General features: G+C 64.4%; 16 protein-coding genes. 2 read left to right on the plus strand and 14 right to left on the minus strand.

What is annotated here, in order from left to right; all coding sequences use genetic code 11:
• Window positions 1-225: 225 nt before the first annotated feature.
• From O3684_RS04015 to O3684_RS04040, 6 genes are all read right to left on the minus strand, one after another.
• Window positions 226-1,614, minus strand: coding sequence for an alpha-L-fucosidase (locus tag O3684_RS04015; RefSeq protein WP_500065208.1), 1,389 nt, complete (start codon window positions 1,612-1,614; stop codon window positions 226-228).
• A 5-nt stretch (window positions 1,615-1,619) separates the two neighbouring features.
• Window positions 1,620-2,444, minus strand: a complete 825-nt coding sequence (locus tag O3684_RS04020; protein ID WP_009059224.1) for a carbohydrate ABC transporter permease — start codon at window positions 2,442-2,444, stop codon at window positions 1,620-1,622.
• Window positions 2,437-3,417 carry a carbohydrate ABC transporter permease gene (locus O3684_RS04025; RefSeq protein WP_500065209.1) on the minus strand — a complete coding sequence of 327 codons (981 nt, stop codon included), beginning with the start codon at window positions 3,415-3,417 and terminating at the stop codon, window positions 2,437-2,439. Before O3684_RS04025 ends, O3684_RS04020 begins: the two co-directional genes overlap by 8 nt.
• Before the next feature lie 148 nt (window positions 3,418-3,565).
• Entirely contained in the window at window positions 3,566-4,819 is a 1,254-nt protein-coding gene (locus O3684_RS04030; RefSeq protein ID WP_500063536.1) for an ABC transporter substrate-binding protein, read from the minus strand.
• Between the two features lie 292 nt (window positions 4,820-5,111).
• Entirely contained in the window at window positions 5,112-8,540 is a 3,429-nt protein-coding gene (locus O3684_RS04035) for an ATP-dependent helicase (protein WP_500065210.1), read from the minus strand.
• Between the two features lie 19 nt (window positions 8,541-8,559).
• Window positions 8,560-11,745, minus strand: a complete 3,186-nt coding sequence (locus tag O3684_RS04040; RefSeq protein WP_500065211.1) for a PD-(D/E)XK nuclease family protein — start codon at window positions 11,743-11,745, stop codon at window positions 8,560-8,562.
• A 78-nt stretch (window positions 11,746-11,823) separates the two neighbouring features.
• On the opposite strand from O3684_RS04040, the gene O3684_RS04045 reads away from it, so the two are divergent.
• Window positions 11,824-12,051: a DUF3107 domain-containing protein gene (locus O3684_RS04045; RefSeq protein WP_500063540.1), complete on the plus strand. Its 228-nt coding sequence runs from the start codon at window positions 11,824-11,826 to the stop codon at window positions 12,049-12,051.
• 91 nt (window positions 12,052-12,142) lie between these two features.
• Here the strand turns inward: O3684_RS04045 and O3684_RS04050 are convergent, their stop codons facing one another.
• Window positions 12,143-12,772: a ferritin-like fold-containing protein gene (locus O3684_RS04050; protein WP_500065212.1), complete on the minus strand. Its 630-nt coding sequence runs from the start codon at window positions 12,770-12,772 to the stop codon at window positions 12,143-12,145.
• A 254-nt stretch (window positions 12,773-13,026) separates the two neighbouring features.
• Between O3684_RS04050 and O3684_RS04055 the strand changes: the two genes are divergently transcribed.
• Window positions 13,027-14,820 (plus strand): DEAD/DEAH box helicase, encoded by a 1,794-nt coding sequence (locus tag O3684_RS04055; protein ID WP_500065213.1) that lies wholly within the window; start codon window positions 13,027-13,029, stop codon window positions 14,818-14,820.
• Between the two features lie 688 nt (window positions 14,821-15,508).
• Here the strand turns inward: O3684_RS04055 and O3684_RS04060 are convergent.
• The 7 genes from O3684_RS04060 to O3684_RS04090 form a co-directional block, all read right to left on the minus strand.
• A complete protein-coding gene (locus tag O3684_RS04060) occupies window positions 15,509-17,383 on the minus strand; it encodes an ankyrin repeat domain-containing protein (protein ID WP_500065215.1) in 1,875 nt (624 codons plus the stop codon).
• Between the two features lie 50 nt (window positions 17,384-17,433).
• Complete coding sequence (locus tag O3684_RS04065) at window positions 17,434-18,525, minus strand: ankyrin repeat domain-containing protein (protein ID WP_500065216.1); 1,092 nt, start codon at window positions 18,523-18,525, stop codon at window positions 17,434-17,436.
• Between the two features lie 50 nt (window positions 18,526-18,575).
• Entirely contained in the window at window positions 18,576-19,565 is a 990-nt protein-coding gene (locus tag O3684_RS04070) for an AlbA family DNA-binding domain-containing protein (RefSeq protein ID WP_500065217.1), read from the minus strand.
• A gap of 85 nt (window positions 19,566-19,650) precedes the next feature.
• A complete protein-coding gene (locus O3684_RS04075) occupies window positions 19,651-20,463 on the minus strand; it encodes a hypothetical protein (protein WP_500065218.1) in 813 nt (270 codons plus the stop codon).
• Window positions 20,463-21,191 (minus strand): ABC transporter ATP-binding protein, encoded by a 729-nt coding sequence (locus O3684_RS04080; RefSeq protein WP_500065219.1) that lies wholly within the window; start codon window positions 21,189-21,191, stop codon window positions 20,463-20,465. The genes O3684_RS04075 and O3684_RS04080 overlap by 1 nt, the downstream gene beginning before the upstream one ends.
• 19 nt (window positions 21,192-21,210) lie before the next feature.
• Window positions 21,211-21,573 carry a GntR family transcriptional regulator gene (locus O3684_RS04085; protein ID WP_500065220.1) on the minus strand — a complete coding sequence of 121 codons (363 nt, stop codon included), beginning with the start codon at window positions 21,571-21,573 and terminating at the stop codon, window positions 21,211-21,213.
• Window positions 21,574-21,743: 170 nt separating this feature from the next.
• Window positions 21,744-24,110, minus strand: a complete 2,367-nt coding sequence (locus tag O3684_RS04090; RefSeq protein WP_500065221.1) for a glycogen/starch/alpha-glucan phosphorylase — start codon at window positions 24,108-24,110, stop codon at window positions 21,744-21,746.
• Window positions 24,111-24,325: the final 215 nt, after the last annotated feature.

A 24,325-nucleotide genomic window follows, 5' to 3' on the forward strand; every position in this document is an offset into this window, starting at 1 on the left:
CTCCTCCCACGCACATACCGATGTCACCATCGTACAGTGGGCCTCTGTCACTTCCATCTCGTTAGCGCGTTTTCTCTGCGGTATCACTCGCCTCGCACAGGAGTTCTCACCTATCGCACCCGCCATCGCAACACCCATCGTGGCAACGGTGCCGCTGCTCGTATAACAAAGATGTCGATAAAAAGGTGTCGGCGCGAGCCTCAGGCCCGCGCCGACACCCTCATCTCACGCCCTGGGGGCGCTCACAACGATCGGTAGAGCGTCACCGCGAGCATCGCTCGGAGTCTGCACCCCCGCCTGCAGAGTCAGGCTCTGCCCGTCCCACGAGCACTCCGCGCCCGGCGTGAGGATCGCGGAACGCGAGTAGTCGAATCCGCTCGGCAAACCCGACACCTGCGTGACGGACGCATCCGCCACCACGGCGACGTGGTCCTCGTGCGCGAGGAGGCGCACCCAGGCCTCGTCCTCGGACGAGTGGGCGCTGACGCGCTCGAAGTCCTGCGCCGACAGCGCACGCACGCCGCGCAATTCCGAGCCGTACAGATCGTTCCACGCGCCCAGGCCCTCGAGACATTCGCGCTGCTCGCGCGGGATCGTACCGTCGGCGCGCGGTCCCACGTTGAGGAGGAGGCGCCCGCCGCGCGAGACCACATCCACCAGGTGTCGGACAGCAGCTGCACCGCTGAGGTACTGGTGCTCGCTCTCGGCACGGTTGTAGCCGAAGGACAGGCCGACGCCTCGGCAGTTTTCCCACGGCTTGCCGCTCGTCTCCGAGTCTCCCATGTGCTGATACTCGCTGGTCAGGTAATCCGCGTGGACGCCGCCGTAGCGGTCGTTCGTGACGCCCTCGGGGCGCGCCGCGTAGAAGTACTCGAAGAGCGTCCCCAAGCCGTAGGGACCGAAGTTCTTCCCCTCGTCCGGCCAATCGATGTCGTTCCAGATGACGTCGGGCTGGTAGCGGTCAATGAGGTCGCGCACGTGCACGAAGCAGTAGCGCGCGTACTCGGCGTCCTTCGGGCGACACAGATCCTTGCAGTCGTCCTCGGAGAGGATGGGACGCGCGGGCCGATAGTGCCAGTCCAGGCCACCCGAGTAGTACAGGCCCACTCGCAGCCCCTCATCGCGCGCGGCGTCCGTAAAGCCGGCCACGAGGTCGGTACACGGGCCTCGTCGCACGGTGTTGCGCGCGCCCGTCTCGGGGGCATCCCACAGGGTCACGCCGTCGTGGTGCTTCGTCGTCAGCACCGCGTACCCGGCACCGGCACGATGAAAGAGTCGCATCCACTCGGCCGGATCCCACGCGTCAGGATCCCACGCATCCAGGAACGCGTCGTACGAGGCCGAGCCGTACAGGTCCTTGTGCCTCAGCGCGGCCGGGGAGCCTGGGATACGAATCGTGTTGAAGTACCACTCCGCGTAGGAATTGTGAGTAAACCAGGCCTCCCAGTCCTCCTCGACGCCCAGCTCGCCATGGTCCTCAGCCCACGCGGGCACCGAGTAGGGGCCCCAGTGGACGAAGATCCCCAGCGGGGCGTCCTCGAACCACTGCGGGGTCGGGCGAGCCAGTGAGCTCCAGCGTTGCTCGTCACTCATCGTTTCGTTGCGTTCGGTCACGTTTATCACCGTCCTCCGAAGGCACCCAGGGTAACGCCCTTTTCCAGCTGCTTCTGCAGGAACACGACCAGCAGAATCGACGGGATCGTCGTCATCGTGACCGCCGCCATGAGCGGACCCCAGTCGGTGCCGCGCTCACCCGAGAACATCTGCAGGCCCAGCGGGATCGTCGCCAGCGTCGAATCGTTGACCACGATGAGGGGCCACAGGAACGAGGACCAGTAGTCGATGAAAGCGAACACGCCGACCACCGTGATCGGAGCCTTCAAGAGGGGCAGGAGGATCTTCGTGAGGATCTGCCAGTCGCTGCACCCGTCGATGCGTGCTGCCTCCTCGAACTCGAGGGGCAAGGACAGCAGGAACTGCCGGATCAGGAACGCCCCGAACGCCCCGAACGCGAAGGGCACGATGAGCGCGAAATACGAGTTCACGAGTCCCATGCGCTGCATGCCGATGTACAGGGGGATCACGAGGACCTCCTGGGGCAGGACGAGCGTGCCCAGGAACAGCATGAACAGGTGATCGCGCCCCTTAAAGCGCAGCCGCGCGAACGCGTATGCCGACAGAACCGACACGACGACCACGAGGGCCGCGCCGGACAACGACACGATGAACGAGTTGAGCACGACCCGACCGAAGGGAATCGAGCGCAGCGCGGAAGGATAGTTCTCCCACGCCACCTCACTGCCCGTCGGGCTGAAGGTAAAAACCTCGGTCGTGGGCTTCAGGGAGGTCGCGACCATCCACGCGAAGGGGAACAGGAACGCGACCCCAACAATCCCCAGCAGGACAACCGAAACAGCAGTCGACAGTCGTTTTTTGCTACGCATCGTAGTTCACCCACTTCTTCTGGCCCGCGAACTGCAGGGCCGTCACCGTCATGACAATCACGAAGAGAACCCACGCCATCGACGAGGCGTACCCGAGCTTGTCGAATGAGAAACCGTTGCGGTACAGGGACAACACGATCGTGTTGGTCGACTCTCCCGGGCCGCCCAGCGTCAGGAAATAGGGTTGCGCGAACACCTTGAAGGCACCGATGATCGTCATGACCGTACAGAAGAACACGGTCGGGGAAATCATCGGGAAGACGACCTTGAAGAAGCGCTGCACGCCGTTACAGCCGTCGATCGTGGCGGCCTCGAGCACCGAGGTGTTCAGGCCGTTGAGCCCGGCCGTCAGGACCACGATGTTGTAGCCCAGGCCCTGCCACAGGCTCATCACCAGCAGCGACCCCATCGCCAGAGCGGGCTTGTTCAGGAACGGGATGTGCTCGATCCCGAAGACACCCAGCGCGGAGTTCACGACGCCGTGGTCGGAGAGCAGGAGGCGCCAGATCAGCGCGTTACCGACCATCGGGGTGACCACGGGGATGAAGAAAATGACGCGCAGGACTCGGCTAAGCCATTCGGGTACGCGCTGGAGCCAGTAGCTCAGACCGATCGAGATCACGAGGTTGAGCGCCGTGTAGCAGGCCGCAAACACGACGGTGTTACGCATGACCGTCCAGAACGCCGGGTCCGCTCCGCTGAGCATGCGCTTGTAGTTGTCGATTCCGACGAAACGGCCACCCCCGAAGAGCGACCAGTCGAAGAAAGAGATCACGAGGGACGCGATCAGAGGCAGGACGATGAACAGCAGGAAGCCGGTCATGCCCGGAGCCAGGTAGACGAGGGCGCGCACGCCGTCGCCGCGCTTACCCGCGTCGCGCGCCTTCTTCGTGCGCTTCGAGGCCTTCGCCTCACCCGTATCCACCGCGCCCGCTGGCGCCTCGCGACCGGGTGTCACAGTGTCAGTGCTCATCAGCAGTGTCACCTTTCCATCACAGGGACCGTGGTGGGCCCGCCGGGCAGCGCCAACCATCGTCGTTAGCGCTAACGCCAAAGGACCCACTCAACGAGGCCGGGGAACCCGAGCAGGTCACCCCGGCCTCGTCAATGGGGAGCCGGACTCAGCCGGCGGAGTTCTGCAGATCGGAGAGGATATCCTGCGCGGTCTTGGTGCCGCGGAAGCCCTCGGGCGAGTACTGCTGGAAGGACGTGTTGATCTGGTTCCACGTCGTGGTCGTCACGAGCGGGGTGCCGTTCTCGAGGAGAACCTTCACCGCCTCGGCGCTGTCAGCAGGCTTGTTCGCGGCCCACTTGTCCATCGCGGACTCGACCGAGGGGACGGTTCCCTGCTTGTCCGCCACCGAGCCAATGACCTCGGGGGTGACCAGCTGCTTGAGAACGTCGAAGGCGGCCTGCTTGTCGGGGCAAGACTTCGAGATACCGAAGCCCGACCCCTGAATGACGGCTCGGGGCTGACCCGACGGGGTCGGAATGACCGCAACGCCGAGCTTATCGCCCAGCTCCTTCTCGAAGGAGCCGTACATCCACGGGCCGTCCACGATCATCGCGGCGGTGCCGGAGGTGAAGGCGGTCTGCGCGGGGCCGTCGTTGTCCGCAGCGTTCGGAGCAACCGCGACCTGCTCCTTGTGGACCAGGTCGAAAGCGAACTGGACGCCCTCGACGAACTTGGGATCCGTCAGCGTGTTCTTGCCATCCTTGGAGACCTGTCCACCAAAAGAAATGCCGAAGTCACCGGGCGCGTTGCCCAGGAGGAGCGGCTTGACCGCCATGCCATACTTGCCGTCCCCCGTCAGAGCCTTGGCATCCTTGAGGAACTGGTCGGTCGTGTACGAGGTCGAGGGGGCCGCCAGACCAGCCTTCTCGAACAATTCACGGTTGTAGTACAGGACGTCGGGCTCGGCGTCGTAAGGCAGGGCCAGCACCTTGCCGTCGACCGTCATGCCCTGCATCATCGCAGCGTTGTAGTCCGAGGCCTTAATGCCAGCGGCTTCCATGTAGGAGTCGAGAGGCTCGAGGAGGCCGGAGAGCTCCTGCGCACGAGCCGCCTGCGTGGTCAGGATGCAGGGCGCATCCGAGGCAACCATGCGAGTCTTGACCTTGGTCCAGTAATCGTTGAAGGCCGGGCCGTCGAAGGTCAGGGAGAAGTTAGGGTCCTTCTCCTTGGCAGCATCGATGAAGGACTGCCACTGGGCGCGGTCATTGTCCGTGGAGACCCATGTGTACATCTGGTGGACCTGATCGGAACCGGAACCACCGCTGGACGAGGTGCTTCCCGATCCGCACGCGCCTGCGAGCAGGGCGAAGGCCGAGGCGGTCGCACCGAGTGCGAGGAACTTGGAGATAGTGGGGCGCACGATGCGCTCCTTCCTTGTCAGGGCACCGGGAGTTCCAGTGGTCGCGTCGCCTCTCTGTAACGCGGTTTGGGGAACCTACCCTCACGTGCCGTCTCTCGTCATTGAAATTGACAGGACAACTATACCATTCCCCAACCTGCGCACACAACCCTGATTTTAACTTCGATCACATTCATCCATTAACTCTCACTATCCTATGAAACTTCGTAGGAACGCAGGCAACAGGGTTTTCAATCGTTTCCATCAAACTCTTGCCGATCTGTCACTCATTCAGCTGGATTAAAGAGGGATTTTAGTCTGCGAGCACACCTCGCAGCGCCTCATCCAGGGAAATCTCCGCGCCACCAATCATGGCCTCCAGGCTCTCGAGCGTGTAGTGCGACGGGCCTGCCAGGAAGGCGACCATCGCACCGACCTCCGCCGGATCCACTCCCATGCGAGCCGCCCACGCGCGCCGGTACAGGCGCAGCTGAGTCACGAAATAGGCGACCTTGTCCGGCTTGGTCGAATCGGTCACCGGGCGGCCGCTCTTCCAGTCGACGACCAGGTAGCGCGGCCCATCGCCGCGTACGCGCTCGAACACGGCGTCGATACGGCCCTGGACGGACACGCCGCCCACCTCGACCGAGAAGGCTTCCTCAATCGCGACGGCCCGGTAGTCCGACAGCACTCCCGCCACAAAGGCACGGAAATTCTCGCGCAGCCGCTCTAGGCGCTCGCGTTCACCATCCGTCAGCAGGGCCTCCTCCGCCCCATCGTCGCCGCTAGCCAGCGCCGTGTCATCGCCCGCGACCACGTCGGCACCCGCAGTGATCTCCGAGGCCGGGTCCGCGGAGGCCAGGTGAAGCTCGCGCTCCACCCACGCGTGAAACACCGTGCCCAGCGCTGAGAACGAACTGGGACGCGTCGGCATCGGGCGACGCATATCGCGTGCGAACTCCTGTGCATCCTGCAGGAGTGCCGACACGGACGTCGCCGGAACGCGCTCGGCCCACAGGTCGACGATCGGCGTTTCCCGAGACAGGTGGTACTCCTCGATGAGAGCGACCGTATCGCGCACCGCGGGATCATCACCCAACTGCGCCAAGGCCTCGTACACGTCCTGATCCTCAGGCATCGCGTCAATCTGCGCTTCAACTGCCTGCGCCGCTGCCGAGGCGCGCTGACGCGAAGGCCCCGGATCCTGCGGGAAAGTCTCGAACTCGCGCACCCCCGCGGCGGGTTCATCGTCTTCGTCCTGATGCGGAATCGGGGCTATCAGACACCTGCCCTCCCCCACCGAGGACTCACCGGCGAGGTCACGCCAGCGCCCGTTGGACCACATCTGCGGGTCTTCGATGGTGCCAACCGAGCCAGACGAGGCATCCGGAGTATGCCCAAACAACTGCGCGCTGGCCTCCATCAGGTAGCGCGACGGATGCGTCACCTTTTTGTTAAAGCCAGACGTCCACGAACCCACCAGCAGCTGAGCGCTACGCGCGCGCGTCATCGCCACGTAGGCCAGGCGCCGTTCCTCGCGCTCCGCGTGTTCCCCGAGGGACGCGCCATACTCGCCCTCCAGCCACTTCTTGAAGGCAGTTGACGGGTTCTTTTCCCCATCAACGTCAAATTCGAAGGGCGGTAGGTCCACGCGGTCCCCGCGCAACGGGTGCGGTAGTGCACCAGCACTGGTCACCCATGCGGTATTCGCGGGAGGATCGTCGATCCACGACCGACTTTTGCTCTTATGCATCGGGAAGGAGCCATCGGCCAAAGCGAAGACAACAACCCCGTCCCATTCCAGGCCCTTCGAGCCGTGGACCGTCAAGATCTGGACAGCGTTCGGATCCGGCTCGCCCAGCGGCGCATCCAGCCCATCCTCGCGTTTCTCTGCCATGTCCAGATACGCCAGGAAGGACCCGAGGGACGCACCCGGCGTTTCCTTCTCGTATGCCGCAGCGACAGAAATGAACTCATCGAGTGCCGCGCGCCCACCCATCGACAGCGGATCCGCGATCACGTCATCGAGCGTGCCCATGATGAGGATTGCTCGCTCGACCTGCTCGGTGATGGAACGCCCCACGCCCTCACGAACCTGATGCAGGCGCTGGCCCAGCAGCCGCACGCGGCGCACTGCTTCCTCACTGATCGCGGGATGTCCCTCAGCCGCCCAACCGGGCGCTGGCGGGTTATCGACAGCATCCAAGAGCACGGCCTGGTGCGGGCTTGCCCCCTCCCCGCGCGCCAGGATCCGAGCCCAGTCACCCAGAGCCATCAAGTCGGCCACCCCCAGGTCAATGCCTGCCAGCAGACGCGCGAGCCACGGGGACGCTTCGACGTCGTAGGCCAGCTCCAGCGCGGCGCGCACGTCCTGGACGGCCGGCTGATCGAGCAGACCGCCCAGGCCGACGATCTCCGTGGGAATGCCCGCCTCGCGCAGCGCGTCATCGATCAGCGGAAAATCACGACGCTGCCTACTGAGCACGGCGACGCTCCGGCGCTGACCGCCCTTAGTCGGCTGTGAGCGCACCCGCCGCACGAAATCAACCATCGCGCCCAGGGCCTCGTCGTAGTCCTGCGTGAAGGCAATGTCGACGGTTCCTGAACCCGCCCCGCCCCTGGGGACCAGGACCGGAGACTGTGCCTTCAGCTGCTGCTTGCTCACCTGGAAGGAAGGTACCTCCCGCAGGGGTGCTGCCACCCTGTTCGCAGCGTCCAGAATCGACACATCGTTGCGCCACGCGGTCGACAGCGTGAGCGTCTGTCCTTCTTCGGGCGCGCCCGTCTGGAAACGATCCAGGAAAGACTCCAGCGAAGAGGCCGAGGCCCCTCTCCAGCCGTAAATGGCCTGATTCGGGTCGCCCACCGCGGTCACCGCGTGATCCGCGAAGAGTATCGACAGCAGATCCATCTGGATGACGGAGGTGTCCTGGAACTCGTCGAGGAGGACCGCGCGGAACTCCTCGCGTAGAGACTCACGCACCGCAGGAGCTTCGCGCACGATGCGCGTGGCCAGGACCAGCTGATCGGAAAAGTCCAGGACGCCCATGTCACGCTTGCGCTGCTGGTAGACCTCGATGGGGTCGAGGAGGGCAATGCGACGCCGATTCACGTCAATGGCATCGCGAGACTTACTGTTCCCGCGCCCCACCTGCTCCAGCTCGCGCCCGAATTCCTCCAACGCCTCACGAGCACTGCCCACCGTGTATCCGTGCTCTGCGATCTCGCCTGCCAGGTGCAGTACCTGCTCGACGACGCCGGTCGGTGTGAGCGTGTCATCCAGGTCGGTGGGCCACGCCTCGACGATCTGAGTCATCAGGTCGATCGCGCCAGCCTCGGAGAGCATCGAGAAATCGGGGTCGAGGCCGATGCGCATCCCGTGCTCGGAGACAATGCGTTCCGCAAAGGAGTTGTATGTCAGTGCCACAGGGTCTTCGTCGAGGCGCTCACGCAGCCGGGGCATCTCGCGCGACAGCAGGCGGATGCGTTCGCGCAGGCGCTCCCCCAGCTCACCCGCAGCCTTGCGCGTGAAGGTCAAACCCAGGATCGACGACGGGCTCAGGTCCGGATGGTTCGCCAGGAGCCAGAGCACGCGCATGGACATGGTCTCGGTCTTACCAGACCCCGCCCCCGCCACGACGAGGAGGGGACGGCGCGGGGCCTCGACTACTCGCACCTGCTCTGGCGTCGGAGTCTTCGTCGCATCGACGATTGCCTGGATCTGCAGAGCACCGAGATTCATTGCACTATCCTTTGCCACGTCACTCCACCACCTTGTGGCCGCGCTCGCGCGCCGGGCACAGCCGATCGAAGGGACAGAACAGGCACGCCGTCTCCGAGGGGCGTGCCTCAAAGTAGGGTCCACGCGCGTCCGCCACGACCGCACGAAGCTTGGTGTGCCATTCCTGCAGGGTCTCGCCCTCCAGGGCTGACTGGTCGAAGGTCTTTGGCTTATCGCCACCGAGCAGGGCAATGCGAGCCCCCGCGACCTTTTCGCCCGAAGCGATCAGGGCCATCTGATATGCCGCTAACTGCGCGTTATCGGGGACGTTCTTCGCCGTATATCCGCTCTTTCCCGTCTTCAGGTCGGTGACACGCACGCCCTCATCAACGTGTTCGAGGCGATCCATACGGCCGCGGATCGTGACGCCATCAACCTCAGCGCAAACCGACTGCTCGACCTCGACCCGGCCGGGAACGCCCTCCACGTAGGACGCCAGGTTGTTCACGATGTCGCGCGCGTGGCGGTCGGCGACGCGCCCCGCCCACGTGTCCAGGTTGTAGCCCAGCTCATCGATGCGCGCCTCAAGCGCCTCGGTCAGTTCCTCTGGCGTGCCGTGTGGATGTTCCTCGGCGACCGCGTGAACGAGGGTACCCAAGCTGGCTGCAGCGTTCGACGGTCCGTCGGCTCCGATGGTGGTGAGGAACCATCGCAGCGGGCACGACAGCGCACGCTCGAACTGCGAGGGAGACAGCGTGATCTCACCCGTGTACTCCTCCTGAGTCGTCGGGGTACCGCCTGCCCCCAGCCAGCGATCCGGCTGCGCCGCAAGCACACCTTCGCGCGCCATGAGTGCCAGCAGGGTGGCGGCCAGCTGCGCATCGGCTGGCTCGTCGGGGTTGGCGGCGCGCGCCCGCAGGTCCGCGATGTGCCCGGACAGAGACAGAGGTGCCTCCACCGGATCCACCGGCACGATGTCGTTCTCGCGCGGCGTGCCCGCCAGGCGTGCCACCAGATCGAAAAACACCGAGGGCGCCGCGTCCTCCGAGCGCACCGCACCGGCATGCACAATGCACCGTGAGCGCGTCACGGCCGCGACAAACAGGCGATATTCATCGTCCAAAACCGCGCGCCGGGCGGCCCGCGTCGAGTCGATGAGCTCCTCGCGCCCATCCTCGCCCACGGCGACGCGACCCGCACCCACGTCCGCAAGCAGGTCGGCGCGCAGGATCCGGTCGCGCAGCCGCAGATTCGGCCACGCCCCGTCCTGCAGGCCAGCGAGGACGACGACCTGCCAGTGGCGGCCCATCGCCTGCGCGGGGGTAAGGACCTCGACGCCACCGGGGCGCACGCCCACGCGCGAGATGGTGTCGATGGGAACCGAGCCGGACAGCAGCTCAGACGCGAAGCGGACGGCGGAGCCCGCGGGGTTGCGTTGCTCCCACACGTCGGCAACGCGTAGGAGAGCCACGACAGCGTCCAGCTGATCGTCGTACCAGCCCGACGACTCATCCGACGCGATAGCCCGCGCGCGCCATTCGCCCGCCACTCCGGAGGCCTCCCAGAGCGACCACAGGCGCTCCTGGGGGCGAGCGCTGCCGCTCATCCCCAGCTCCCACAGGCGTACCGCGGTCTCGAGGGGGCGCGCGAGCATGGAGGCGGCCTGGGCACGCTTGCCGCCCGCCTGCTCAGCCTGTTCAAGGGCAGGCCGCCACGTCTGCGGGTCACTGACGAGGTCCGCCATGGTCAGCGGGATCAGCGGCGCCTCGTCGCCCGCCTCCTCGGCGGCCTGGGCGCGCGCGGCGTTCAGACGGCGCAGCAGGCGGTGGACGGCGAGGGCGTCGGCGCACACGAGGGGCGAGGGCAGCAGGCGCTCGGCGAGTTCGCGGCGCGCGGCCGCCTCCGTGTCACTCTGTCCCGTCGGCATGGTCACCAGGTCCAGCAGCAGGCGCGTCGTAGGCTGAGTCGCGAAGTCGAAGGCACGGCTACCTCCCGCGACCGGCACGCCCCCGCGCGCCAGGTAGCGGCTAGTTTCGGCGACCATCGACGAGCTGCGCACGATGACGACCTGCTCCGAAAAATCGATGCCGTCGTGCAGGTGGTGGGCCCGCAGGGCACGCGCGATGAGCGCACCCATCTGCGAGGGCGTGGCACCCAGGTGCGTCACCAGGCGTCCCTGGGGCGCATCGTCCGAGACACCGGCCTCTCGCCGGGCGGGCGATCCCGACTGGGCGATGCGCGCGCAGGCCTGGCGCGCCAGCTCACGCACGGCACGGGACATGTCGTAGACCTGGCCGAGCTCCGCAATCTCAACGCCGAGGAGGGAAGCGAGCCTGCGGTCCAGGTGCGGTTCGCCGCCGCGATATCCGGCCACGGCCACGTCGGAATCCGAGAAGGCGACGATTCGGGCACCCGCGTCGCGGCACGCTGCCAGCAGCGTCAACGTCGACGGCGTGCAATCCTGCAGGTCATCAACGATCACCACGTCGGGCACCGGGCAGGGCGCCTGCACCCCGCGAGAGGGCGCATCCTTCTCCCACGCATCGATCAGCTCAGCCGCGAGCGCCTGGATGCGCGACAGGTCCACACGCAGGGTCTGCGGGTACTCCAGGGAGTGCTCGGGCCCCTCCTCCAGCGCGGCGATGATCGCGCCCGCCCCCTGCCACTCCGGCCGACCAAACCTGGCCCCGGCCTCGGACAGGGCGGACGCGTCCATCCCGGCCTCGCCCGCGCGGGCCACCAGGTTGCGAAGCTCCGCTCGGAACGCCGGCATCGCGCGCATCTGCGGGCCGATATCCTCTGGCCACGGCGCCTCCACCGACTCCAGGGCCTCGGCGAGCATCTGATCCTGGGCCGCGCCCGTCACCAGCTCCACGCCCTCCAACGGCACGTCGCGCTGGGTGCGCCACGTGGCCACCACCTGATACGCGAAGGAGGCGGGCGTGCGCACCGGGCGAACCACGTCCGGGCCGAGAGCCTGGGCGCGCGGAGTCAGCACATCGGCTCGCGTACGATCGGGAGCAAGAATCAGCGCGCTGCGCCCCCGAGAGGCCGCCTGCTCGAACACGGCCAGGGCACACGTCGAGCGGCCCGACGACGGGGCACCACGCGCAATCACGTCACCCAAGCGCGCCGCGTCCACAACCGCACGCTGGCGCGCGTTCAGCTCCGGCAGACGCCACCAATCGGCGCCACGGCTACGCAACCTGACCTGAATTTCGCTCATAACGCAATACTCGCAGACCCCACCCACATCTGCGGCACATATGATGGGCGTGACGACATTTACCAGCAAGGAGTCATCATGGAGATCTTCATCGGCATCCGCGACAACACGCGTCAGCTCGGTCTCGACGTCGACATGACCGAAAGCGAGCTCATGGCCAAGGTTCACGAGGCCCTTGCCGCCACCAACGGCGTCCTCGACCTCACCGACACCAAGGGCCAGCGCACCCTCGTGCCCGCCCAGGCCCTCGCATACGTGCAGGTCGCCGCCAAGTCCGAGCGCCGCGTCGGCTTCGCGATCCACTGATGCGCTGATCGCGCCCACACGAACGAGGCCGGGGAACCCGAGCGGACACGATACCGCCCGAGGAACCCCGGCCTCGTCAATGCCTGCGGCCTCAGGCCTTCAGGTGAATGTCCCTCATGCGCTCCCCGTGGCGCTTAATCACGTACTCCGTGATCTCATCGACGTTCTCCGGGGACGCCGCCAGCGACGGGTAGGTGAACAGCGTCGCGCGCACAAGGCCGAGGGCCTCGCCCGCCACGCGACGACCCCACAGGGACAGACGCGAGGACAACTGCTCATCCGCCTCGATCTGCGGGCCCAGATGCGCGCGCACCCAGTGTCCCTGTTCGAAGGGCCACACGTCCTCGATCCCCTCAAACAGGCCGTGCACCTGCGCGACGCGGATCAGCATGTCGCCCAGCATGCCGCGCGTAATAAACGTCTTGACAGCGCGCTCCGCGAACGTCGTGGGTCGCGTGCGCGCATCCAGATCGTCGTACGCGCCCGAGAACGCGTCGGCGGCCGCCAGCAGGTCAAAACCGCGATGCTCGCTCCACACTTCCAGCTGCTGGTAGAGCTTGAAGCACCGCGCCGCCATGCGCGCATGCTCCACGTGGGCCTCGAACGTGGGGGCCTGCTCACCGTCCTTCGCCAAGCGCGTCATAAACGCGAGCGACGAATAGGCGAGAATACCAAGGACTTCGGCGTCGTCGGCGGGGACGGAATCAAACTCGTGTGCCATGACTCCAGCATAGTGCCTGACAAGCCGCGCGGTGTGGTGCATTCGCCCCTCTTCTTGACATTTGGCGGTCTTCCCTGTGACCAGCCCCTCGCCCGCGAACTCCTCCCACACCATTACACTGAAAGACGACCACCGGACGACCGGTCGCATTTTTGAATAAGTAACACGTACGCGCGGACGAGAATCCCCGCGCCAGATAATGCGCGATCGGCACCGACCCCAACCCCGGAATAGCCCGGGAGACAAGGTAGATCGTGACCAACACGAGCACTGAGGCAACCGTGCCCACCCCCGACGTCGACGCCACCGAAAAGGCCACCCCGGCCTCGTCCGTCGAATACTCCGCAGGCGTCGTCCGCCTCGGCAACATCAAGCCCGCAGCTCCCGAAGAGGAAGAAGCCACCCCGGATATCACCGGCAAGGGCGAGGACCTCGACAAGAAGTCCTTCGCCGACTTCGGCGTCACCGACCCCATCGTTGACGCCCTCGAAGACAAGGGCATCACGCACCCCTTCCCGATCCAGGCCCTGACCCTCGGCCCCGCGCTGGACCGCCACGACATCATCGGCCAGGCCAAGACCGGCACCGGCAAGACCCTCGGCTTCGGCATCCCCGTCCTCGAGGACGTCATCGCGCCGGACGAAGAGGGCTACGAGGACCTGCTCAACCCGAACCAGCCGCAGGCGCTCATCATCCTGCCGACCCGCGAACTCACCAAGCAGGTCGCCCAGGACCTGCGCGAGGCCGCCAAGTACCTGTCGACCCGCATCGTTGAAATCTACGGCGGCGTCGCCTTCGAGCCCCAGATCGAGGCCCTCCAGCGTGGTGCCGACATCGTCGTGGGCACGCCCGGCCGCCTCATCGACCTGCTGCGCAAGGGCCACCTGCACCTGTCCGGCGTCGAGAACGTCGTCCTGGACGAGGCCGACGAGATGCTCGACCTGGGCTTCCTGCCCGACGTCGAGACGCTGCTCAGCCGAGTCCCCGAGAACCGTCACACCATGCTGTTCTCCGCGACCATGCCCGGCCCCGTCGTGGCACTCGCCCGCCGCTTCATGGTCCAGCCGACCCACATCCGCGCGCAGGATCCCGACGACCAGAACCAGACCGTCAACACGGTCAAGCAGGTCATCTACCGCGTTCACGCCATGAACAAGGTGGAGGTCGTCTCGCGCATCCTCCAGGCCGAGGGTCGTGGCCGCACCGTCATCTTCTGCCGCACCAAGCGCACCGCCGCCCGCCTGGGCGAGGACCTGACCGCCCGCGGCTTCGCGGTCGGCGCGCTGCACGGCGACCTCGGCCAGGGTGCCCGCGAGCAGGCGCTGCGCGCGTTCCGCAACGGCAAGGTCGACGTCCTGGTCGCCACCGACGTCGCCGCGCGAGGCATCGACGTCGACGACGTCACGCACGTCATCAACTACCAGTGCCCCGAAGACGAGAAGATCTACATCCACCGCATCGGCCGCACGGGCCGCGCCGGACACTCTGGTACGGCCGTCACCTTCGTCGACTGGGACGACACGCCACGCTGGTCGCTCATCTCCAAGGCCCTGGGCCTGGGCGTGCCGGATCCGCTCGAGACCTACCACACCTCCCCCCACCTGTTCACCGACCTGGACATCCCGGAGGGCACGACCGGTCGCCTGCCGCGCGCCAAGCGCACGCGCGCGGGCTTGGACGCCGAGGTCCTTGAGGACCTGGGCGGCTCCTCCCCCCACTCCGAAGGACGAGGCCGTGGCGGCCGTTCCGGGTCGCGTTCGGGTTCGCGTGGTGGCTCGCGTGGTGGCTCACGTGGTGGCCGCGGTCGTTCGTCGCGTGGTGGTTCGGCGTCTTCTTCCGACGCGTCGCGTTCGCGCGGGTCGCGTCGCGGCTCCCAGGACGGCGATCGCACGCTGAACGCCGGCAAGGGCGGCCGCTCCGACCGCGGCACGCGTGGCCGTGGCCGCGGCGAGCACTCGCAGCGTTCGGGTTCGACTGATGGTGGCGCTGCGTCTGAGGGTGCTCCCCGCGCCCGCAAGCGCATCCGCCGCCGCAAGGGCGGTGAGTGAGGCGCTAGCGCACCGCGCCGATACGACATGAGGAGGGGTCCGAGCCGCAAGGCTTGGGCCCCTCCTCTGTTTGAGGCCTCAGGGCACGGCAAGATTCAACCTGATCGGGAACATTCAACCCGTTAGGGAAGATTCAACCCGATCAGATGGGGTTGAATCTTCCCGATCGGGTGCAACACCTCATCGGTAACAACCTTGAGCGCGGGTTTACTCGCTGGCGCCGCCCACGTCGGCGTCCGATAGCCCCAAGCCGTGCCGCGCTGCACCACTTAGGGAGCATTACACCAGTTAGGGAGCATTACACCGCCTCCGAGCTGGTGTAACACCCCGCTAAGTGGTGTAACACCACTTGGAAACAAGCCCACGCGCGGGTTTCCTCGCTGACACTGCACATGCCAGCGCCCAACAGGCCCAGGCCGTGCCGCGCTGCACCACTTAGGGAGCATTACACCAGTTAGGGAGCATTACACCGCCTCCGAGCTGGTGTAACACCCCGCTAAGTGGTGTAACACCACTAACCAACAAGCCCCGTCGCGGAACTGGGCGGCACCTACGACCTCCACTGACGCGCAACAGACCCAGGCCGTGCAGCGCTGCACCAGTTAGGGAGCATTACACGAGTTAGCGAGCGTTACAACACTCTCGAACAGAACAAAATCAGATGAGATGAGTCCCCACTGATCACCGCTCAACGCCGGAAGCCGTAGCGCACAATAATAGTTAAGAATGCCGCCACAATAACCCCTCCAACTGTAGAACCAACCAACGACCTCGATACGGCTTCGCTATGAGGTCTATGCGGAGCAGCCGGCGTGGTGACATGGCCCTTACCATTTCCCTCAAAGTACTTTACGGGCAAAGTCCTAGATCCCAAGCCCCCCAAAGGCCGCTCAAACAGATAAAGGGATACAGGACGATGCGTCTCAATCCACACATTCGCAATTTGCTGAATAACACTAATGAACCACGAGGGGAACAGGCCGACAACAAATAACATCAACAAGGAGACAGTGTACGCAATCCCCATCTCATACAATACAGAACCTTCGACCCCATCCACCGGACACCACCTATTAGAACAATATGCACGCAGGATCGAATAAGACTCGAGCAATTTCGGCATCAAAATACCAACGATGGCGAGCCCCCCTCCAACAATCGTCCGCATTTCAATGCGCCAGTTTTCACTATCTACCAAACAGCACTGGAACAGTGAACATATACAAAAAATACAGTAGACAAAGAATACCTCATAGGTTGACACAAGGCTCAGCCCGACCTCGCCAAATCCAAGATAAAACGCCATGCCCTCGCCACGAAGGAGCTGGCACACGAGCAAAAAAGTCAATACATATACACAAATGAAAATCAAACGCATTGTGGTTACAAAGCGTTTTTGACCAGCATTTCGCACACGCGCCAAATAAGTCACGACAAGAAGGAGAACGACGGGAGCAATATACATCACAGCCAAAATTTTGCCACTTTCGCAATTAACACGCGATAAGAGCACAGCCAAACTAGCCGAAGAGATACCCAGAATGGCAACTACTAGCATAAGATCTAGCACCCGATACCTCACCGTCTCAAGTTTTTTCCATAATGGAACCTGAAATGCAAAATCAGCTGCACGCAGCACCGGATTCAGTCGCACCCATTCGACCGCAATTTCGACGATCTCATTAACAGATTTCATACCCGCGTTATGGCACTGGAGCGAGACTGCAACAGCTTTGGCACGAGACAAATAAAGCGACGAAGAGGAGCTATTAAAAGAAATAAGACGAATATACTGATTCAGCAGCACTCGAAGTGAAGAACCCCGTTTCTCTCGCCCCTCACCACATACTATATTGCTAATTTCGCCAACAATACGAATTACCTCACCCTGCAGCGTTTCGCACCGACCACTATCAGGTACTAGACGGTCCCATAGCTCGCCATACTGCCGCAGAGGCGGCACTGACGAGTCAAGATCTAGTCGCTCCCCAATTTTTAGGGCAGGTCTCGCTTCCCGCTGCTCCAGCCCGAATAGCGCGCATAGCTTTCTCAAGGATTCTACAGAAGCATCAAATTCTGCTCGAGTTATATTTTGTGGAAGACCGTGCGTGATGAACCTACAGCGCTCTCGATCTTTCGATTGCAGCATCTGCATTACTCTATCTCCAGCAGGAGCTCCGAAAGACAGCAGCAATCGGATAACAGCAAGCACTCTAGGAGTATCCACGAAGTCAGACTTACTTAATATGTATTCGACTAGCGTCACCTCGCCATAATTCTGCAAGCTAGCAGTCACTCGCGGGTCTGCACCCCACAAGATCATTTGTTCGACGTCAACGACAGATAAGCTTTTGACAACCTCAAACAAGGGGGTTTCGCCGGATGCATTTCGCGCGTTGATATCAGCTCCGCGTCTAATGAGCGCAGGAATTTGATCTAAGCGCATACGTCGAACACACTCATGAATTAGGGCGCTTTCAATACCATCGACAGTGCCGCTCTTACTAGAGTTCACGACTGCAACACGCCTTTGTCGCAGCCATCCGAGAATTCGTTTACCCATGCTCACAGTGTAACGTGGCACGCTTTACACTCTGAAGCCCGCCCCGTTGCTTACCGCCCCACGTCGGGCAGATTCGCCTCCACAAGAACGGGGTTCAAACGCACCCACGCTACCGCCAGCTCCGTGATGTCGTCGACGGCCTGGTAGGACATCGAACGGGACTTGAGGGAGGCGACCGCGGCCTCGGCGCGCGCGAGAGAGTCAGGCGGCATCGGCAGGCCTGAACGCACGACACAGAGATACTGGTCCAGCAGCGCCCCAAAAGAACGATCCCAGTTGATACCGCCGTTGTCGTACACTTCGTGGCCAACCCGACCCGCAATGCGAATGACCTCGCCCTGCAGCGTCTGACACTGGCCACTGTCGGGCACGAGAAGATCCCACAGCTCCCCATACTGACGCAGAGCAGGCACGGAAGGATCAAGCGTGAGCCGCTCCCCCACTACAGGCGCAGGCTTCGCCTCACGCTGCTCCACCCCAAACAGGGAACACAGCTCCGACAACGCAGCCGAGGCCTCGTCGAACTCCTCCTGAGACACCGTCTCCGGCAGCCCGTGCGTGATGAACGTGCAGCGCATCCGGTCCATGGCCCGCAGCGCGGTCGGCACACGCTCGCCGACAGGTGCCCCAACGGACAGAAGCAACCGAATCACCGCGAGCGCGCGCGGGGCGTCCAGGAAGTTGTGCCAGGACACCACGTTCTCGACAAGCGTCGCCTTGCCATAGACTCGCGAATCAGCAACAACCAGCGGATCCGCGCCCCACGACATCATCCGCGACACGTCGGCGACAGGGAAACGCTCGACGACGCCAAACAACGCCGTCTGATCGGACGTGTCGCGGGCGTTAATGTCGCCTCCGCGAGCGATCAACAACGGGATCTGATCGAGGCATCGCGAGCTCACGCGCGCGTGAATCGGAGTGCGCTGATACCGGTCACGCGAGTTGATATCCTCGCCGCGTGCCAGCAGGAAGTCCGTGATCTCCTCGGAGGCAGGGAAGTGCATGAGCCGCGACTCATAGGCGGAGCCCCGCAGGTACGCGCCGACCTCGCAGCGCGCGACCGCGCGCGCGACGGCCTCGACGTCACCGGAGGCGATGATCTGCTCGATGTCCTCGGGCAGGGTCTTGCGCAGGCTCACACCCACCACTCTCCTCTCTGAGTGCCTGATGCCAGTCTAACCGCCCCGGCTCACTCCCCGTCAGCACCCGATGCCCCGTGCTTCGCACGCTCTACGAGGACGCGCTCGACGACGCGCGGCAGGCGGGTGGGGGTATCGCGGTGGCGACGAAGCGTGAAGAACAGACGCGCGCGGGTCAGCGGCGAGACGCGCACGGATTCGGGCCAGCGCGCGGCCACGTACTGCACGGCGTCGGCGACCTCGAGGCGCCGCGTCGAGTTGCCGACGCGCACCCACAGCTCGGCCTCGCCCTTACCCTTGGGGCCCTTCAGGTACACGGGACGCGCGGACGGCGGGATCGTCACCCGGCACACCTCCTGGCGCTCGTAGCCCTCCTGGGGGTCCGAGGCCTCGGCGAAGTCGAGGAGGGGCAGCGCGGCCGCGTTGGTCCCCAGGCGCTGGCCCCACAGGTCGCGGATCCACAGCTCGAAGCGGTCGGCGTCCGGTGTCTTGAGGGTCGCATAGTCGGGGCCCAGCCCGATGAGGCGACCGTCGTCGTCCACGCCGATGAGCAGGGTGCCGCCGCCGGAGTTCATGAACGCGGCGACCGTCTTCGCGATGACGGTTTCCATGGCATCATCACGCTTTCCGGCGCGCATGTTCCAGCGGGCACTCGACTTGAATTCGAGGGAGTCGGATTCGCCGCGCTTGGCGACCTCGGCGATGGGCTCGAGGCCGGGGCGCGGATGCAGGTACGCGACGATCAGGGAGACGATGACGACCACAACGAGGGCCACCGCCGCGGCCACACCGAGCATCGCGGGGCGCCACATGTCGGAGGAGGAGAAGATCCAGCCTGCGACCAGCAGGCCGCCCCACAGGCCACCCAGGCCGGTGAGGGTCGCCGAGGCCGTGGACATCGTCATGCGCGAGGCCAGGAGGCGCCGCACGACCAGACCAATCACCCAGGCGATGACGAGAAGAAGGACCTGAATGCCGATCCACCGCAGCAGGTCTGGATTTTGCGGCGTAGCCCCAAAGCGAGGTCCATCGGCGGTCATCTGCGCTCCTCACGGACAAGTCGGCGGCGGGATCGGATGCAACAACCCTATCCCACCGCCGACTACCCCTCAGCGCATCACACCATCAGCGCAAGGACGTGTGCTTTTCGATCGAGCGAGAGGCCCACAGGCCCATGGCCAGCGCAAACAGGGGCACGAGGACATAGGAGCCGATGCCGATGACGTTCGGGTGCCCCTCGGTTCCCATCGTGGCCCGGTACGAGGTCCACATGATCTCGGTGGAGAAGTGTCCGTCGGTTGTAACAGACAGCGGAAGGAAGAACGTGCCAACCGTGGAAAGCACCTGGTTCACGATGTACAGCAGGACGAAACCGATGATCGGCGCGCCGAAACCCATGTGATTGAAGCGCCCTTCCGCACCGATGGACATGACGGCACTCCCCTGCACGAGCCACGACAACGACACGAGCACCTGCACCACAATCATGATAACGAGGGTGGCGGTCGGCATTCCGGCCGCGACGGAACGCGGCCCGGCGGTGTACTCGGCGAGGCTAATGCCGTCGCTCCACGCGGCGGCCGAAGCGACGGCAAGGATTCCGCCGACGGCCAGGGCGAGGGCCAGGAGGCACTCGATCATAATGCGAATGTTCTTCGCCCAGAAGATGACCTTTCCGGAGATCGGCAGGCTCATCGTGAAGTAGCCGCGCTGCCCGTACAGGGTCTTCCAGTAGTCGGCCAGGGCCGCGATCGCGCAGGCGACCGGTGTGAGCGCACACAGGGCGTAGGCGAGGACAGCGGTGGAGCCGCTGATCCCCGGCAGCCCCGCGGCGACGATTCCCGACGCGATGGCAATAGTGACGATGAACGCCCCGAAGGAGCGCCCGTCCACGCGGTAACGCGAGCGAATCTCGTAGGCAAGCAGTTTGGTGAACATCAGCGGTACTCCTTCCGGAAGATGGCGTCGAGGGAATCGCCGTGGGAGGCGCGCAGGTCATCGGCGTCGCCCTGCAGGAGGACCTGTCCTTCCTTCATGAAGAGCGCGTAGTCGACGAAGTGCTCGATGTCGGAGATGAGGTGGGTGGACATGATGAGCAGCGAGGCGGGGTCAAACTCGCGCAGGATACCGTCGAGGATGACGTCGCGCGTGGCGGGGTCGACGCCGCTGATGGGTTCGTCGAGGAGGAACACGCGGGCGTGCCGGGACATGACGAGGCTGATCTGGAGCTTCTCCCCCATGCCCTTGCTCATCTGGCCGAGGCGGCGGTCGGTGGGCAGTCCGAAGAAGTCGACCATGGAGGCCGCCTTGTCGGCGTCGAAGTCGGCGAAGAACGTGGAGTAGATGCGGATCGCGTCCTCTGCCGTCCACTCGGTGTTCAGGAAGTCGGCGTCGGGCAGGTAGGAGACGATCTCCTTGGTGGCGACGCCGGGCGCGTGTCCGTCGATGGTCACGGTGCCCTCATAGTCGGAGAGGACTCCGGCGAGGATCTTGAGCAGCGTGGTCTTGCCGCAGCCGTTGGGGCCCATGAGGCCGACGATGTGTCCGGATTCGAGGCTCAGGTTGTAGTCGCGCAGTGCGGGGGTCGAGCGGTAGCTCTTCGTCAGGCCGGTGACCTTAACGAGGTCGGGGCCAGCCGCGGCAGCGCCTGTGGGTTGGGTGGTCATGAGAGTGTGTCCTCCTGGGTTACAGGTCCGCGTTCCAGCGTTCATCGACGAGGCCGCGGGCACCTTCGCGCTCGACACCGAGGGCTCGGCAGGCGCGGATGAATGCGTCTGCTGCCGCGCGTGCGCCCTCCTGGCGGAGAGCATTGAGCGCAGTGTCGTCGGTGGCGACGTATCGTCCTGCCGTCCGCTTGGGGACGGTGAGCCCTTCGTCGTCAAGGGCGGCGAGGGCTCGCTGGACGGTGTTGGGGTTGGTGCCGGCCTCGATGGCGAGGTCGCGGACGGAGGGGATCTTCTGGCCCGGCTTCCACGTGCCGTCAGTAATGCGGGCGCGGAAGCTGTCGGCCAGCTGGATCCAGATGGGGCGGGTGTCATCGATGCGCATCGACGCGTCCCTCCTGTCTTTCTGTATTAATACACTAATACAATGACACAGATACTCAACTGTGTCAACCCAGTAATACAGTTGGTTCACAGACCGATACAACTGCGCTCCCCCCGGCAACAAGAGAGGCCCGGAACCATGCGGTTCCGGGCCTCCCCTACGCGAATGCGTCAGTCGATCGACTCACCCTCGATGTGCCAGACCTCGCGAGCGTAGTCGGAGATCGTGCGGTCCGAGGAGAAGCGGCCGGAGCGGGAGATGTTCGCCCACACGCGCTTATTCCAGGCCTTCTGGTCGCGGTAATCGGCGGCCATGCGGTCCTTGGTCTCACGGTACGCGGCGAAGTCGCCCAGGACGTAGTACACGTCGGCCGGGTCGTAGCCGCCCTCGAGGATCGAGTGGCGGATGTCGTGGAACCAGCCGGAGTTGGAGTCGTCGAGCGTGCCGTCGGTCAGGGCGTCAATGACGCGCTTGAGGCCGGGGACATTCTCGTAGTGCCAACGGGGGTCGTAGTGACGACGCAGCTCGGGCAGCTCATCGTCGGTCGCACCGAAGATGTAGGCGTTGTCCGCGCCCACGGCCTCGAGAATCTCAACGTTCGCGCCATCCAGCGTGCCCAGGGTGAGGGCACCGTTCATCATGAACTTCATGTTGGACGTGCCCGAGGCCTCCTTGCCGGCCATCGAGATCTGCTCAGAGACGTCGGCGGCGGGGATGATGTGCTCGGCGGGCGAGACGTTGTAGTTGTGAACGAAGACGACCTTGATGCGACCGTTGATGTCCTCGTCGTTGTTCACCAGCTCCGCGATGGCGTTGATGAGCTTGATGATGGCCTTCGCACGAATGTAGCCGGGGGCGGCCTTCGCACCGAAGATAAACACGCGGTTGGGGGTGTCCAGCGTCGGATCGTCCTTCATGCGGAAGTACAGGTCCAGGACGTAGAAGGCGTTGAGCAGCTGGCGCTTGTACTCGTGCAGACGCTTGATCTGAACGTCGAAGATCGAGTCGGGGTCGATCTCGACACCCTCGCGCTCCTTGATCCACGCGGCGAAGTCGACCTTGTTGGCGTGCTTGATCTCGCCCAGGCGCTCAAGCACCTCGTCGGTGCCAGCCTCGGTGAAGTCAGAGAGCACGGTGAGGTCACGGACCCACGCGTCGGAACCGGTCACCTCGTCGAGGAGGGCGGCCAGGCGGGGGTTGCACTGCTTGAGCCAGCGGCGCGGGGTCACGCCGTTGGTCTTGTTGTTGAAGCGCTCGGGCCAGATGGCGTACCACTCCTTGAGGGTGTCGCGCTTGATGATCTCCGTGTGGAGGGCGGCGACGCCGTTGATGGAGTAGGACGCGTAGCAGGCGATCCAGGCCATGCGCACGGTGTTGCCGGCGACGGGGGCCATGTAGTCGATGGTGCCCTGATCGAGGCCGCGCTCGGCCATGTCGATCCGGAAGCGGCGGTCGATCTCGCGGACGATCTCGGCGATGCGCGGGAACAGGCGGTCGAAGATGTGAATATCCCAGGTCTCGAGGGCCTCAGCCAGAACAGTGTGGTTCGTGTAGGCGAAGGTCTTGGAGACAACCTTCCAGGCCTCTTCCCAGCCGAGGCCGTGCTCATCCATGAGGATACGCATGAGCTCGGGGATGGCGAGGACCGGGTGGGTGTCGTTGAGCTGGACGGCGTTGTACTCGGCGAAGCCATTCAGGTCGGTGCCGTGGTGACGCACGTAGTTCTCGACGATCTCCTGCAGCGAGGCGGAGCAGAAGAAGTACTGCTGGCGCACGCGCAGAACCTTGCCCTCGAACGTGGTGTCGTTGGGGTACAGGACGCGGGAGATGTCCATGGTGCGCTCACGGTCGATGATCGCGTCGGTGAAGCGCTGGGAGTTGAAGGCGTCGTAGTCGAACTCTTCGATGGGCTCGGCCTTCCACAGGCGCAGGGTACCCACGTTCTTGGTGCCGTAGCCGGTGATCGCAATGTCGTAGGGGACGGCGCGCACGGTCAGGTCGGCGTAGGAGACGATGCGGGAGAGCTCCTCGCGGCGGGTGACGAAGGGGTAGCCCTCTTCCATCCATGGGTCGGGATGCTCGGTCTGGAAGCCGTTGTCGAAGAGCTGCTTGAACAGGCCGTAGCGGTACAGGATGCCGTAGCCGCGCACGGGCAGGTCGAGGGTGGCGCAGGAGTCGAGGAAGCAGGCAGCGAGGCGGCCGAGGCCACCGTTACCGAGGGCGGCGTCCGGCTCCTCTTCGAGGACCTGACCGAGGTCGAGGCCGTAGGCGGCGAGGGCTTCGCGAGCCTTCTCGACGAGTCCGAGGTTCGACAGGTTGTTGAGCAGGGCGCGGCCCATGAGGAACTCGGCGGAGAAGTAGTGTTCCTGACGACCCTTGGCGTAACGCTCGGTGGTGGCGGCCCAGTTATCGGCGATCTGATCGACGATTGCGGCGGAGAGTCCCTGCCACACCTCCATCAGAGTCGAGTCTTCAACGGGGCGCCCGGAGGTCGCACGCACATGCGAGGGCAGCGACTGCGTCAGATCCAGCGTCATATGACTTCCTTTTTTGTGTCTATGCCCTCCCGCCAAGCGGCGAGTCCCGGATAGGGATCGGGCCTCACCTTAGAGATTACCGATCCGAGCAGCTAATTCCCTGTTGTGATCGCCCTCTGGGAGATTCACCACCCCCACCCACGTGACCGACTACACCACCACGAGACCCCCTATGACTAAAGACCCACCCAGCTCGTCGTGCGTCACACTGACAT

The sequence above is a fragment of the Pauljensenia sp. 20925_1_27 genome, assembly GCF_041432835.1.
GTDB lineage: Bacteria > Actinomycetota > Actinomycetes > Actinomycetales > Actinomycetaceae > Pauljensenia.

Bases quoted from the DNA above. Each gene is read 5' to 3' on its own strand.
- O3684_RS04020 (WP_009059224.1), bottom strand. From the start codon at position 2,444: ATGCGTAGCAAAAAACGACTGTCGACTGCTGTTTCGGTTGTCCTGCTG.
- O3684_RS04025 (WP_500065209.1), bottom strand. From the start codon at position 3,417: ATGAGCACTGACACTGTGACACCCGGTCGCGAGGCGCCAGCGGGCGCG.
- O3684_RS04035 (WP_500065210.1), bottom strand. From the start codon at position 8,540: ATGAATCTCGGTGCTCTGCAGATCCAGGCAATCGTCGATGCGACGAAG.
- O3684_RS04040 (WP_500065211.1), bottom strand. From the start codon at position 11,745: ATGAGCGAAATTCAGGTCAGGTTGCGTAGCCGTGGCGCCGATTGGTGG.
- O3684_RS04045 (WP_500063540.1), top strand. From the start codon at position 11,824: ATGGAGATCTTCATCGGCATCCGCGACAACACGCGTCAGCTCGGTCTC.
- O3684_RS04050 (WP_500065212.1), bottom strand. From the start codon at position 12,772: ATGGCACACGAGTTTGATTCCGTCCCCGCCGACGACGCCGAAGTCCTT.
- O3684_RS04060 (WP_500065215.1), bottom strand. From the start codon at position 17,383: ATGGGTAAACGAATTCTCGGATGGCTGCGACAAAGGCGTGTTGCAGTC.
- O3684_RS04070 (WP_500065217.1), bottom strand. From the start codon at position 19,565: ATGACCGCCGATGGACCTCGCTTTGGGGCTACGCCGCAAAATCCAGAC.
- O3684_RS04075 (WP_500065218.1), bottom strand. From the start codon at position 20,463: ATGTTCACCAAACTGCTTGCCTACGAGATTCGCTCGCGTTACCGCGTG.
- O3684_RS04080 (WP_500065219.1), bottom strand. From the start codon at position 21,191: ATGACCACCCAACCCACAGGCGCTGCCGCGGCTGGCCCCGACCTCGTT.
- O3684_RS04085 (WP_500065220.1), bottom strand. From the start codon at position 21,573: ATGCGCATCGATGACACCCGCCCCATCTGGATCCAGCTGGCCGACAGC.
- O3684_RS04090 (WP_500065221.1), bottom strand. From the start codon at position 24,110: ATGACGCTGGATCTGACGCAGTCGCTGCCCTCGCATGTGCGTGCGACC.